This window comes from Candidatus Babeliales bacterium (assembly GCA_019749895.1).
Taxonomy (GTDB): domain Bacteria; phylum Babelota; class Babeliae; order Babelales; family RVW-14; genus AaIE-18.
Map to the genome: position 1 here is coordinate 1 of JAIEPG010000001.1, position 13,785 is coordinate 13,785.

Consider the following 13,785-nt stretch of genomic DNA (forward strand, 5'->3'; position numbering starts at 1 on the left):
CCAAGATTTTCATTCTTGTAACAGGGGTTCAAATCCCCTTGGGGACGCTCAATTTTGCTCTCGCAAAATTTCGCTATCCAGCCTACGCCCTACGTGGCTCCGGCGGACAGGCGCCTTTCTTAAATGATTTATTTAAAATTTATATTCTTAAAATTTTAAAGCTTTAAAAAAATTTCTTAACTATGAACATATCACTTGCACCGTACACATTAGAACACGAGCTTGAGCGCGAATTAATCTATAGAAAGATTAGTTTTGAAAAGCGAGACAGGCTCTATTTTTTTGATGCCGATTATAAGCCATTGTTTGCGCAAGTCACGTGGTTCAATTGCAAAAAATTGTCGATAACTTCGATTAATGACGGCATTAAGCAGCTTCGTGCGCTGGGCAAAAACTGGGCGCTTTTTTCTGTTGGTTATCATCGTCGAGCGCAATTAATTCAAGACGGTTTGCCAAAAGTAAAAGAGGTACCAATTTCTTTTTTGGGTACATTGCCGAAACATGCTATGGGTGGTTGGACACTGTATGATCAAAATACCATCATATGTTCACAAGAAACAACTTCTTTGTATCCGCTTGGCAAATGCGAATTTGTCGAAAACAAAACGATGCCGCCTTCTCGTGCTTATCTTAAATTGTGGGAATTCTTTACATTGCATCATAGCCCTCCTGCACAAGGAACTCATGTGCTTGATATGGGTGCGTGTCCTGGCGGATGGAGTTGGGTAATGGCTACCTTAGGTTTAAAAGTAACTGCAGTAGATAAGGCGCCGTTGGATGATAAGATTGGAAAGCTTTCTGGCATTACCTTTTTACAAGAAAGTGCCTTTGGCTTATCGCCGGAACAGGTGCCTCGCGTGGATTGGTTTTTTTCCGATATTATCTGTTATCCGGAACGGCTTTTAAATCTGATCAAAACGTGGATGACTAAAGGGCAGGTAAAGAATTTTGTCTGTACCATAAAGTTTCAAGGTGAGGCCAATTTTAGCGTTATCGATCAGTTTTTGGCCATACCGAATAGCAAGATTGTGCATCTCTATCATAACAAGCACGAGTTGACCTGGTGGGTGAATAAGTAGGTTATTGTATCATTTTAAGTTTATTAAAAAAATTAAAGCGAGAATAGTTTATGGAAACAAAAGTTTACTACACGCCAGAAGTAAAAAATTCAGAACAGGCTGCGGCCTACTCAAAGACGCAGGGCTCGGTAATGCGCTATATCGCTTTTCGCGATGTGCCAGCGCTTATTAAGCACTATGTTCGTGGTACCAAAGCGCTTGATTATGGTTCAGGAACCGGTTGTTCGGCCAAGCTCTTGCTTGAGTTGGGCATGGACGTTGTTGGCGTTGATATCAGCGAAGAAATGCTTGCACAAGCGCGCTTGCTCTGCCCAGAAACAGAATTTCATTTGAGCAACAACGGCATTATTCCCGCGTCCGACAAAACGTTTGATTTGGTACTTTCTGGCTTTGTTATGTTTTGTATTGCCACGCAGGCTGAGGTGGTTGCGTATTTGCAAGAAGCAAAGCGTGTTATGAAGTCTGATGGGGTTTTTATTGCCGTGACTGGTAGCCAAGATTTGTTTAGCAAAGACTGGCTTACGCTCAATATCGATTTTCCAGAAAACAAAAATCTGGTCAGTGGCGCACCGGCAAAAGCGTATCATTACGAAAGTAACATCGAATTTACTGATTATTACTGGACCGAACAAGATTATCGCAATTTTTTTGCACAAGCCGGTTTTGAGTTGCTTGAAGTGCATTATCCGCTGGGCAAAGCGAGTGAGCCGTACGCATGGAAAGATGAAAAGACGCATTCGCCGTTTGTTGTTTTTGTAGCGCGAGCTCTTTAAAATTCTGTGTAGTTTCTTTATTTTTCCTACCGTTTTACAAGCTTTTTTGCTTGTGTGATACTGTATTTAGGTGAGGGGGCTCACGAATAATACTTATTACATGACAGGGGGAGCGTTATCATGTTAAAAAAATTGGCATTTATAGTGTGTTTAGCCGTTTCGCAGTTGCATGGCATGCGTGCTGCTGAATGCCCTGTTCTTGCTGTTCATGGCCTAGGTACCCCGCAAGTTTTTGGTAAGTTTTATAAAGAATATGTTGCCCAGCAGTTGAGCATTTCGGGCAAGACAATTGTTTATGTTGATGGACCATTGTCTGCTCAAGCGGATTTTGGTCAGCAGCATTGCCAAGAATATTTCAAAAAAAGCTATGAAAGTATTGATACGCGTAATGGTTATATTATTCATGCTACGTCGCAAGGCACGGCAACCGTTCTAAACTTTCTTGCTAACAATCCTGAAGCACAAGAAAACCTTAAAGCGCTTATTCTTGAAGCGCCCATGGCCAGTGGCAATAGTGCCATTGCTCATCATGTTGGTATACCGCTAGTAGAAGATTTTCCGTTGGTTCCTTATCTTGCAAAATTGATACATTTTCCTGGCTACAGGCCATCAGGGATGCAGGCCATAAAATCAATAGATCAGTTAATTAATAAAAATATTGTTATTATTCTTGCTCATTCAACGCATGATCGAATATTGCCGTATTCTGGTGCTTGTGCGCTGTATTACGGGCTTAAAGAGCTTGGGCACTGCAATGTTTATTTTATAAGCAAGGCCGGGTGGGATCACACAGAAGTATTGAATGGGGAGTCTGTGGTTAAAACCATTTTAGCAAAGCATGATCTTGTGCTATCAGCAGATGCATCTGAAAGTAGTGATTTAAGCGCTTATCAGCCTGATCATAAGGGTTTTTGGTATCGCCGTGCCTATAAAGTGATTCGTTTTATAGAAGGTATGCACACAGTAATTGGGAAAACAGGGAGTTTATGTCTTTGTCGATAGGCCGTTTTAGTCCTTAAAACTTCGTTAAAAAAGCCTAAAAAAACCCTGCAAAAACCTTGTTTTTAGGCACATTTTTGAGTCTTGAAAAATAATTAATAGTTTCAATACGTCCATTGGCTGGGCATATTGGCCTAGTTTTGTGACAATTATCTTATTCTGCTGTAGTATTTTTTGTCAAAATGGGGTAAAATGAGCTAATAGGTACCCTTATCTCTTTTTTAGATATCTGATGTGTCGAGTGAGCTTTCCGCATTATTCGCAGCTTCTGATATTGTTATTATTTAAACCGAAGGAAACTGTGAATAATACGTTCGATAATTTTTTACTTATTCCCCAAATTCAAGATTCGTTAAAAGCTCTTGGATTCACTCAACCGACACCTGTACAATCGGATATCATTCCTTTGTTACTCGAAAATTTTAAACAAGACGTTCACGTGCAAGCGCAAACCGGAACTGGTAAAACGCTTGGTTTTGGTATTCCACTTTTGCAAGCAATAGACCCAACGGTTAAAGCAGTGCAAGGGTTGGTTATGGCGCCAACGCGCGAACTCGTTTTGCAAATTTATGAAAGTCTTCGTGACGTTTCAAAAGGTAGTGGCATTGTTATAGAACACATTTGTGGCGGCATGCCAATCAACGCGCAAATTTCTGCGCTGAGACGTGGTGTACACATTATTATTGGTACGCCTGGCCGTATTAACGATCACTTGGAACGCAAGACGCTTAAGCTTGATACGCTTAAAGTTTTGGTTTTGGACGAAGCAGACATTATGTTGGACATGGGCTTTATGCTCGAAATTGATGCCATTTTGAAGTTTGTTCCTGAAGAACGCAACATTTGGTTGTTCTCAGCAACGGTTATGCCTGGTATTCAAAAATTGATTCGATCACACATGAAAAATGTGGTGAGCGTAAAATCTTCACAAGGTGCGCCATCAAATGCTTCTATCAAGCAATATTATTGCATGGTTCCTCAAAGAAAGCGTCTTGAAGCAACTATTCGCTTCATTGAAGCAGCGCCAAGTTTTTATGGTATTATCTTTTGTCGCACAAAAACTTTGACAACTGAAGTAACCGAAGAATTGGCAAGCAAAGGTTTTAAAGTTAACTGTCTGCATGGCGATATGAAGCAAACATTGCGTAACCACGTAATTAAAGGCTTTAAAAAGAGAGACTTTTCTATCTTGGTAGCAACCGACGTTGCTGGCCGTGGTATTGACGTTTCAGATTTGACGCACGTTATTAACTATTCCATTCCTGATGAATCGGAAAGTTACGTGCATCGTATTGGACGTACGGGCCGTGCCGGTAAAGAAGGTATTGCCATTATGTTTATTGCAGGGTCTGAAAAATATCGTCTTAAGCGCATTGAAGCAGTAGTAAAATCTACGCTTTCAGAAATTACTGTGCCGCCAATGGACGCAATTATTACCGCTAAAATGAGTGGCATTGCAGACTTTATTGAACTTGCAAAGCAAACTGAAATTAAAGATACTGGCGTAGACAAAGCGCTTACAGAACTTATCAATTCATTTACCGATCAAGAAATACGTTATTCGTTTGCGGTTGCCTTGAAAGAAAAATTCTTAAAAGGTGTTCGCGATGGAGCGCATGATTCTGAATTTATTGATTCATCGTCATCGTCTCATTCTTATTCGAATGCTCATGATACTCGTATTCCTCAAGAAATCTGTATTGAGCTTGGGCAAGATGATGGACTAGACGAACAGCTGGTAAGTGATTATATTCTAGCAGTGTGTGGTATTGAGCCACAGGAAGTCACTAAGCTGCGTGTTTTAAGAAACAAGACGTTTATTGCCGTTCCAGAAGGCAAATTGAAAACAAGCATCAGCCAAATGCAAAGTACGCCAATTATTGACCGTGCTCACCGTGTTCATGTGGTGCAAGACGTTTATCGTGAAAAACAACAATCATCTGGTGGTAGACCGCGTCGCTTAAGCCCGCGCAGAGATGGTGGCAGAAGCAACGATAGCAGAGACAGCAGAAGTAGCGATAGCAGAGGCAGAGACGGCAGGTCTCGTGATGATAGATCACGTGATAACGCTAGTGGCAGTTTTAACAGAGATAACAGAAGCAGAAGAAGTGCATAATAATGCTTGATGCAGTATCATTCTTTATTATTCTGCAGATAATTTTATTGGGTTTTATGGCGTTACATGACTGGGTTCATGTACCGCCGTTAACCAATATTCCCGACCTCAAAAAATCACATTCGTTTCACGATCGTTTGCTTTCTGCATGTGTGAATGCAGGTTTTGTTCTTATTCCCTTAATCTTAACGGTTCAGTACCGTTATCATTTTACGCGGCAAGTTCTCCTTATTATCACTATTTTTTATAGCATACTTACGCTTGGTACTATTTGTGCTTGGTGGGTTCCGTATATTTTTGGCAGCTCACAAGCGCACAAACAAGGATTTGCGGAATATCACAATACGCATCACTTTTTGCCTGCTCGTGGTGACAATGTTGTACCAAATACGCTTCATGTTATACTGCATTTGCAGGTATGGGCCTGTCTTGCGCTGACTATCTATTTTTGGTTTCGATGATCAATTTTATGAAAAGAGGGAGCTTTGTCATGCTTGAAGCAAAGCAATTTATTGTTGGTATAATCTTGGTTGTTGTTGGCCTTTTTATTGTCTTGCCTTTTCTTACGGCGGGCGCAATTCGTATTATGATTATTGTCTTTGGTATTTATTTGTTGCTTTCAGGCTTGCGTCTTATTCGTGAGTCGTCCTCTACAACTGCCAAAAAACGTTCTAATGTTTATGATGTTCATGAAGAAAAGAAGCAGCCATAGCTCTGCATATTTCTTATCTTGTTTTTAATATTCTTGCTTGAATCTGGATTTTTTAAGAATCTTGCGTCTTTCAAGTGCTTCTTGCTATACTGATTTTATAAGAAATAATATTTTCTAATATAAAATATTTACAAAGTAGTCATTGTTAATCGGTGATTTGTTTATTAAGAGAAGTGTGAAGGGGAGTAATAATGGATAATATGAATATGCCAAATTTGGGCGTGGTCAAGGGCTTGTTGGCGGTTATTGGCGGTGTGGTTCTTGTCTTTTTTGCCTTTAAGATGATTTTTCAGATTGCCTGTTTTGTAACCGGCTTTTTATTAATTTACTACGGCCTTGCGTTATTGAACATTAAACAAGCGACCGATTACATTGATCTTTTCTTAGTAAAAATTAGAAAGCTTTTCGGCAAATAGTTTTCATAAAAATTAGACAAAAAAAGAGCGGCAGATTTTTCTGCCGCTCTTTTTTTGTTTTTATAATCCTCTTTGCTTGAGTTCAGCTTCATAAAGCTTATCGCCATGATAGTCTGGTCGCACGCCCTTGTTGGCGCGTGCGCTACGGCGAGGTTGTGGCTTATTTGCTGCCTTTTTTGCTCGTACTATTGTACGTTTTCCCGCGCGCATGTTGCGGCGGTCTTTAGCTGTTGTTTCTGGCTGTTGAGTGGCCGGTACTCTGTTATTTTGCTCGGTGTTTTCTTTACTGTTTTGACGTTGCGTTTGTTCAGGAGTACGTTGTCCTTCTTTTTGGTAGCGTCGTGCTAAACGATCTTCAAAGGTAAGTGATTCTTGATGTTGTCCAAATACCAAGCGAGCAATGTTATTATCATTTTGATCATTTGCATGTGAATTATCAAAATCTGAATCTTCAAAACCACCAGAGAAATCAAAATCAAAATCATCAATTTTGCTGTTTCTGGTTGACTCTCCATTTTGTTGTTCAACAAAAGTAAGAAGAAGAGGTTGTTGTTTTTTAGCTTGTTTTTGTTCTAAGGAAGCAAGAAGGTGCTCTTGTTTAGCGAGTTCTTGCTCTAGAGCGCGACGTGCCTTGTGTAAATAACGTTGTCCCAAGCGGTCTTCAAGAGTATCTTTACGTTCTGTTTGTGGCTTAATAAGCGGAAGGCTTTGTTGAGTTGGCTTACTTAACGTTTTGATTGTAGAGCTACTTGCCGTGTCGCTATCTTTTCCAAATATAGATTCTTCAAAATCATCAAGTATTATATCATCCATAAAATTGGATGATTTTTCAATAAAAGTAAGAAGAAGTTGTTCAGCATGATCTTGATTCTTGTTATTGCTCGTTGCGATACCACCACAAAAAGTTTTAGGTGATGCTACTGGTTCCTCATAATCCTCAATATCATCTTCAGATGGCAAAGAATGGTCAGAAGAATTATCTCTTGAAGACGAATTTTCTGGGTCAAGGAGGGGTGGCATATCATCAGAATCAGAATCGGTAGAGTTGTTTGTATCACTTAATGAATTATTGTTTTCAGCTGATCCAGAACGTTTGATGTCTGTTGTTGTGGTTTTTTTCTGAAATGAAAATTCATTTAAAGAATCGCTTTCATCTAATTCACTCAGTTCTTCGTTTGTATCTGAGTCTGAATCAGAATTGGAGTCTGAGCTCGGTTTTTTTTCTTTATCTTGTTCTTTATCGTTCTTATCTTTTTCTTTATCGATAGCTGTTGGTTCTTGGAATTCTTTCCAAACAGCCCACGCATTAAGACCCAACAAAGCAAGTTTTAATTTTGCTTCAAGTGAGCTTGGTTTGCTTGTTAAATACAAAGAAGTCATGCGAATAAATGAGGTTAGCACGTCTGCTTTGGTTTGTTGTTCTGGCTTGTCTGTTGCAAGTGCTGAAAAAGTAGCAGTTGCTGTTTCTGCCAACGGTAAAAGAATGTACTTAATGCTGATCAAGAGTTTATCAACATTTTTATGTAATTCTTTGTCGCGCTTTGGTTCTTTAGATTCGCTAAAAGCGGTAACAAGGTTTACCAAGTTTGCTGAGAGTGCGTATGTGTCGTAACTCAGCCATGCAAGGTTGTAGCCTTGATTGTTAGTGGTAGCATTGTGCAATGCAAGAATGCTGTTGCTAATACGCAGTGCGTCAACCAACAGCGCTGTTGCTGCTGCTGTTTTAACATTACCTTTTTTTTCATGGTAAATACTTGCCAATACTGCTGGGCCTCTTAAAGCTGCCGTTGCAATTTGAGCCATTTCTGCTTTGGAGTACGTGTCTTGTGTTTTTGCCGGAGTTTCTTTTTTGTTGCCTGGTTGTTCACTAGCTGCTTGTAAATTTAGCGAGCAAAAGCCTGCAATAAGCAAGGTTGCTATGCCTGAGCGTAGCGTGGTGTTTTTACTGTGTTGATACATAAGGAAAAGTCTCCTAAAAAATGTTATGAAAAATGGTTGCTTGTGTTCTTTTTTGCTTTTTGTAGTTGGAATTTATAATTTATAATTTTTTGGTCCTGTTTTTATGCGCGTGCTCGCGCGTGTGGGTTGAGTTTGAGGGTGTCCTTGTTTTTTGCTTCTTGTTTTAGTTCGATCAGCTACCTGCTGGCTCTAGTGGCTGCGTTGGTGCTGGCTCTAGTGGCTGCGTGCGTAATTGAGCTGCTGCTTTAATAAGCTCCCATTCAGCTTGAGCTTCTTCTAGTTCTTTATGGTTTTTTTCAGCTTCTTTAGATGCTTTAATAAGTTCTTGAATGCGTGTCAATTCAGTCTTGTCTTTCAATGTGTTGGTTTTAAAAATTGCTTCAATTTTTTCGTCTTCTTCTTTGGCTTTCAATTGAGCTTGACGCTCTTCTTCTGTTTGTTCTTTATCGCCAGCCGATCTTGATCTGCTTGGGTTGGGATTTTTATCGCCGTTTTTTTCACTATCTGATGATGTTGGCTCATCTTTGCGTGATTGAGCATTTTTGGGCTGACTTAATTCATTCCACGCAGCCCATGCGCTAAGACCTAACAATGCAAGTTTTAATTTTGCTTCAAGTGATTTTGGTTTGCTTGCCAAGTACAAAGAACTCATGCGGGCAAGTGAAGTAAGTGCATCTGCTTTTGCTTGTAATTCTGGGGTGTCTTTTTTAAGTGCAGAAAAAGTAGCGGTTGTCCATTCTGCTAAAGGTGCAATAATATATCTAATGCTGATCAAAAGCTTATCAATTTTTTGATGAACCTCTTTCTGGGTGCGTGGTTTTTTAGGTTCATTAAATGAGGTAAGAAGGCTTACTAAGTCTGCTGACAGTGCGCAGACATCGTAACTAAGCCATGCAAGGTTGTAGCTTTGATTATTTGTTGTGGCATTGAGTAGGGCAAGAACACCGTTGCTAATGCGCAGTGCATCAACCAACAGCGCTGTTGCTGCCGCCGTTTTAACATTGCCTTTTTTTTCGTGATAAATGTTTGCCAGCAGTGCCGGGCCTCTCAATGCTGCTGTGGCAATTTGTGCCAACTCGGTACCAGAGTAAACCTCTTTCTTTTTAGGTTGACTTGTTTTTTCTTTGTCTGATTTTTTTTCTTTTGTGGTATCTGGTTTTTCAGTTGGAATATTATTTGTTGCAACCTCTGGTGTTGCAGCCGCAGCGTCTAAGTTGAGCGAGCAAAAGCCTGCAATAAGCATGGCTGCAATTCCCGAGCGTAGCGCGTTGTTTTTGTACAATTTATACATAAAAAAATATCTCCTAAAACTACGTTTTTACTATTTTTTCTTTTGGGTCACTTTTTTCTTTAATAAGAGTTGCTATGCAATAATTGCTTTACACAGTGAGCATGTTGGCTCCACTTTTTCTCGTTCGCATTTGGCAATCCATTCTTGAAGACAGTCTTGATGATAATAATGGTTGCATTGTGTTTGTGTTATAGTTGCATTGGCTTGAAAATCTTCACAGCAATAATTGCTACATTCTCTTGCTTCGCCATTAATCAATCCGTCTGTTGGAACCGTAATATTTTGCAGCGTATTATATACTTTTGGAGGAATATTGTTTTCTGGCTCTGGTGGTGACGGTTGATTTTCGTCGCGATCGTTATTTTGTGGTATTTGGTCTTTGTCGTCATCGCTATCGCTATTGCTATCAGTGTCGGTGTCAGTATCGCTGTTATCATCTTCTGACCATTGTTCCCACTCATCATTATTATTGTTGTTATTGTCTTCTGACGGGTTATTGTCATTGTCACGATTGCGAGGAGGCCGTGGTCCTTTCTTTGGTTCCTTGCAAGCTTCGAGCGTATCGTAGACGGCCGTAATGCCGTTAATAATTAAAAGAGCGGTAATGAGTTTTTCTTTTATAGAGCCGTTTTCGCTTTCAATAAGATTTTCAAGCACGCGCGCTAAAGAACCATAAGCGTTTACCGCTTCTTTTATTTGTCTATTTTTTTTGTATGCTCTATCGGCAGCTGTTTCTCTTGGTGGTATTTTAGGTGCCAACGCTGGAAGCTTGGGAGGTACATTAAGCGCTGCGTGCACAGCCGCTCCGCCTTCAATGAGAGGAAGCAAAATCTTTCTGGCCACAGACCAGCGTGATTCTTCAATAAATTCTTGGTTGCTTGGTCCTTCTTCAAAAACAAAATCGGCTTCTTTGTCGGGGCCGTTTTTTATATAATCATATAATGCGTATGTATCGTGCGCTGCCCAAAGGAAAGTGTATTTGTCGCCAACATCATTAAAAATAGCACATATGGCATTAATTAATCGTACGGCGTTGGCAGCTGCCTGGCGGTTGCTTTTTTGTTCTTTGGTGTGGCCAAAATTGGCATATATTGCCAGGGGTGCACGCGCAAGAGCGGTAATGAGTTGTTGGTATTTAGGAGCGTGCTTGTGGGTTGGTCTTCCGCTTGAGCTTGCCAATTGTGTTGACGTTAAAAAGCACAAGATGAGCGTGAGTAGATAGCGTGCTATTTTTTTTAACATAATGGTCTTTCTTGTATTAAAATTTTATCACCATAAGCAGCGTCTTGCTCTTGAAAATGGTGTTGCATTATAACACAAAGTTTATGAAAGTTAAGCCTTATCTATAAGCATTTTTTCTCTTTTCTTGCAACTTGAAAGTATTGCTTGAAAAATTTATATAAAGCGTGTCATTTGGTGATAAAAAAACAGACGTAGGTGCGTTTTTTATTTTGAATTTTGTGTTATACTGATCCATTAATTCAATCATTTTTTACTATCATAAAGGCAGGACCATGGATAAGCGGTACGATCATTTGACGTGTGAAAAAGAAGCGCGTGCGTTGTGGGAAAAAGAAAATATTTATGCTTTTAATCCTGAACTGAGCGCGCCCGTCTATAGTATTGACACGCCGCCGCCAACTGTCTCTGGTACCTTGCATATTGGCCATGTTTTTTCTTACACACATGCTGACTTGATTGCTCGCTACAAGCGCATGCAGGGCTATAATGTTTTCTATCCCATGGGTTTTGACGACAATGGCTTGCCTACTGAACGCTTTGTAGAAAAGAAAAATAAAACCAAAGCGCATTTAATGAAGCGCTCTGAATTTATTGCGTTGTGTTTAAAAGAAACGACTGATGTAGAAAAATTGTTTGAAGGTTTGTGGCGTGCCATGGGCTTGTCGGTTGACTGGACTAAGGTCTATTCAACTATTTCTGACGATGTGCGTAAAGTGTCGCAATATTCCTTTATTGATTTGTACAACAAAAATTTAGTATATCGTCGTCAGGAACCGTCGCTGTACTGTACCACGTGTCAAACGTCAGTGGCGCAGGCAGAAATAGACAATGCCGAAGTTTCAACTACCTTTAACGACATTGCCTTTGAGACTGAAGATGGCCAGGTGTTAACCATTGCTACCACGCGTCCTGAGTTATTGCCGGCGTGCGTTGCGGTGTTTTATCATCCAACTGATGTTCGCTATCAAAAACTTGCCGGCACACATGCCATTACACCAATCTTTGGCAAACGAGTACCAATTATTGCTGACGACCAAGTAGATCCAGAAAAAGGTTCAGGCTTGGTAATGTGCTGTACGTTTGGTGATCAAATGGATATTGCATGGTTTAAAAAACATTCGTTGCCGATTATTGAAACAATTGGTCGCGATGGCAAATGGGCAGCATTGGCGGGGGAACTTGCAGGTCTGCGTGTGCACGAAGCGCGCAAAAAGGTTCTTGAGTTACTTGAACAAGCGGGCAAACTTATTGCAAAAAAAGCTATAACGCACAATGTAAATACGCACGAGCGTTGCAAGCAAGAAATTGAATATCAAATTCTTGAGCAATGGTTTGTAAAAATTCTTGAAAACAAAGACAAATTTATTGAGCTGGCAGACAAAATTAATTGGCGCCCTGCGTATATGAAGGCGCGCTACAAAGATTGGGTGCAAAATTTAAATTGGGACTGGTGCATTTCGCGTCAGCGCTTTTTTGGGATTCCTTTCCCGTTGTGGCATTGTTTAGATTGTAAGCAAGTATTGGTAGCAGATCTTAAAGATTTACCTATCGATCCCCAAGAGCAAGCATTTCCTGGTGGCGTGTGTACCAAATGTGGTTCACAATCAATTACGCCAGAAACTGACGTGATGGATACGTGGAATACCTCGTCGCTGACACCGCAAGTTAATGCTTTGTGGCCAGACGGCAAGGCGCCTTTTGCGCTGCCAATGTCTATGCGCCCCCAAGCGCACGACATAATTCGTACGTGGGCTTTTTATACGATTATAAAATCGTACTATCACCACAACGATATTCCCTGGAACGATATCATGATTTCTGGTCATGTGTTGGCAGGAAAAGGTGAAAAAATTTCTAAGTCAAAAGAAAATGAAAAGATGACGCCAGAAGGCTTGTTAAAAGATTATCCTGCAGACGTTATTCGTTTTTGGGCAGCCAGTGGTAAGTTGGGAACCGATACAGCGTTTAGTGATAATCAACTTAAAATTGGTCACAAATTGGTAACCAAATTGTGGAATGCTTTTAGATTTTGCAAAGATTTTCTTGCTGACTATCGCACGCCTGCAACCAAGCCACAGCTTAATGAGCTTAACGAGTGGCTGTTTGATGGGCTGAACAAAACCATGGATCAGTACAAACGTGCTTTTGAAGAGTATGAGTATAGTCAGGCACTTGATGCCGTTGAGCGTTTTTTTTGGCATGATTTTTGTGATAACTATCTTGAACTGATTAAAGATCAATTGTTTAATCCGGCCAATTATGATCAAGAAGTAATTCAAGGAACACAGCGCACGCTTTATGAAGTTGGCTTTGGTATTTTGCAGCTTTATGCGCCGTTTGTACCACACATTACGGAAAGTATTTATCAGTTAATGTTTAAAGAGCAAGAGCAGGTAGTTAGCTTGCAGGTGACTAAGCTAGATTACGCCCGTTTTGCGGGTTCTTATGGTGCCAGTGCGCAGGTGATTGCGCAGGTACTTTCCATAGTTGCTCAGGTACGCAGGCTTAAGAGTGAGCAACAAGTTTCACTTAAAACTTCGTTGCAGAGTCTTATTATTTGCAGTAAAGATCAAGAATTATTGAATTCTTTGCATAAACAAGCAACTTTGTTAAAAGGTATAACGAAAGCTGAAGAAATTTCGTTTGTTGGGCAAGAGGGTGTTACGGGTATTATGCAAGACGGCGAAGCGCTTGTTGCTACGGTATTGCTGCTTGTTGACCAGAAAGAAGAGCATGATCACCATAATTAATAAGCAACGCAAAATAGTGGTTAACGAAACGTTCATAAAAAAAACAGCACACAAAATGCTCATGGTGCTGGGTTATGAAAAGTTTGATCTTGGCATTTATTTGACAACAAATGCAACAGTGAGAAAGTATAACCGTGAGTTTCGTAAAAAAGATAAACCAACCGATATTTTGTCGTTTCCCTTTCATCCAGATTTAGTAGCGGGTCAACGGATTGTGGTAATGTCTCCAGAAGATGAAAATCTTGGTGATATTATTATTTCGCTTGAATATGTAAAAAAAGAAGCACCAAATTGGGGGCGGTCGTTTGAAGAGCATCTGACAGCCTTGCTAGCACATGGCATTGCGCATTTGTTAAATTATGATCACATTACCGATGAAGAGTACCGTGTAATGAGCAAAGTGGAACGTAAGCTTTTAAAAACAGTTGAATAGTTTGTAAGGAAACTT

General features: G+C 40.2%; 12 protein-coding genes. 9 read left to right on the top strand and 3 right to left on the bottom strand.

Annotation, left to right across the window (positions count from 1 at the left end; all coding sequences use genetic code 11):
• Positions 1-182 precede the first annotated feature (182 nt).
• The 7 genes from K2W90_00005 (at position 183) to K2W90_00035 (ending at position 6,095) form a co-directional block, all read left to right on the top strand.
• The gene (locus tag K2W90_00005) at positions 183-1,079 is read left to right on the top strand and encodes a hypothetical protein (protein ID MBY0352727.1); all 897 of its coding nucleotides are present in this window, start codon (positions 183-185) and stop codon (positions 1,077-1,079) included.
• 50 nt (positions 1,080-1,129) lie between these two features.
• Positions 1,130-1,852 carry a class I SAM-dependent methyltransferase gene (locus tag K2W90_00010; GenBank protein ID MBY0352728.1) on the top strand — a complete coding sequence of 241 codons (723 nt, stop codon included), beginning with the start codon at positions 1,130-1,132 and terminating at the stop codon, positions 1,850-1,852.
• A 120-nt stretch (positions 1,853-1,972) separates the two neighbouring features.
• Positions 1,973-2,854 (top strand): hypothetical protein, encoded by an 882-nt coding sequence (locus tag K2W90_00015; protein MBY0352729.1) that lies wholly within the window; start codon positions 1,973-1,975, stop codon positions 2,852-2,854.
• Positions 2,855-3,152: 298 nt separating this feature from the next.
• Positions 3,153-4,967, top strand: coding sequence for a DEAD/DEAH box helicase (locus K2W90_00020; protein MBY0352730.1), 1,815 nt, complete (start codon positions 3,153-3,155; stop codon positions 4,965-4,967).
• A 2-nt stretch (positions 4,968-4,969) separates the two neighbouring features.
• Positions 4,970-5,428: a hypothetical protein gene (locus tag K2W90_00025; GenBank protein ID MBY0352731.1), complete on the top strand. Its 459-nt coding sequence runs from the start codon at positions 4,970-4,972 to the stop codon at positions 5,426-5,428.
• Positions 5,429-5,457: 29 nt separating this feature from the next.
• Positions 5,458-5,679, top strand: a complete 222-nt coding sequence (locus tag K2W90_00030) for a hypothetical protein (GenBank protein MBY0352732.1) — start codon at positions 5,458-5,460, stop codon at positions 5,677-5,679.
• Between the two features lie 191 nt (positions 5,680-5,870).
• Positions 5,871-6,095 carry a hypothetical protein gene (locus K2W90_00035; protein ID MBY0352733.1) on the top strand — a complete coding sequence of 75 codons (225 nt, stop codon included), beginning with the start codon at positions 5,871-5,873 and terminating at the stop codon, positions 6,093-6,095.
• Between the two features lie 60 nt (positions 6,096-6,155).
• Here K2W90_00035 and K2W90_00040 read toward each other — a convergent pair whose 3' ends face one another.
• The 3 genes from K2W90_00040 to K2W90_00050 form a co-directional block, all read right to left on the bottom strand.
• Positions 6,156-8,054 carry a hypothetical protein gene (locus tag K2W90_00040; GenBank protein MBY0352734.1) on the bottom strand — a complete coding sequence of 633 codons (1,899 nt, stop codon included), beginning with the start codon at positions 8,052-8,054 and terminating at the stop codon, positions 6,156-6,158.
• 172 nt (positions 8,055-8,226) lie between these two features.
• Positions 8,227-9,345, bottom strand: a complete 1,119-nt coding sequence (locus K2W90_00045) for a hypothetical protein (GenBank protein MBY0352735.1) — start codon at positions 9,343-9,345, stop codon at positions 8,227-8,229.
• A 72-nt stretch (positions 9,346-9,417) separates the two neighbouring features.
• Positions 9,418-10,587 (bottom strand): hypothetical protein, encoded by a 1,170-nt coding sequence (locus tag K2W90_00050; GenBank protein MBY0352736.1) that lies wholly within the window; start codon positions 10,585-10,587, stop codon positions 9,418-9,420.
• A 272-nt stretch (positions 10,588-10,859) separates the two neighbouring features.
• Here K2W90_00050 and K2W90_00055 point away from each other — a divergent pair, with 272 nt between their 5' ends.
• Positions 10,860-13,337, top strand: coding sequence for a valine--tRNA ligase (locus K2W90_00055; protein MBY0352737.1), 2,478 nt, complete (start codon positions 10,860-10,862; stop codon positions 13,335-13,337).
• Positions 13,321-13,770, top strand: a complete 450-nt coding sequence (gene ybeY, locus K2W90_00060) for an rRNA maturation RNase YbeY (GenBank protein ID MBY0352738.1) — start codon at positions 13,321-13,323, stop codon at positions 13,768-13,770. The genes K2W90_00055 and ybeY overlap by 17 nt, the downstream gene beginning before the upstream one ends.
• Positions 13,771-13,785: the final 15 nt, after the last annotated feature.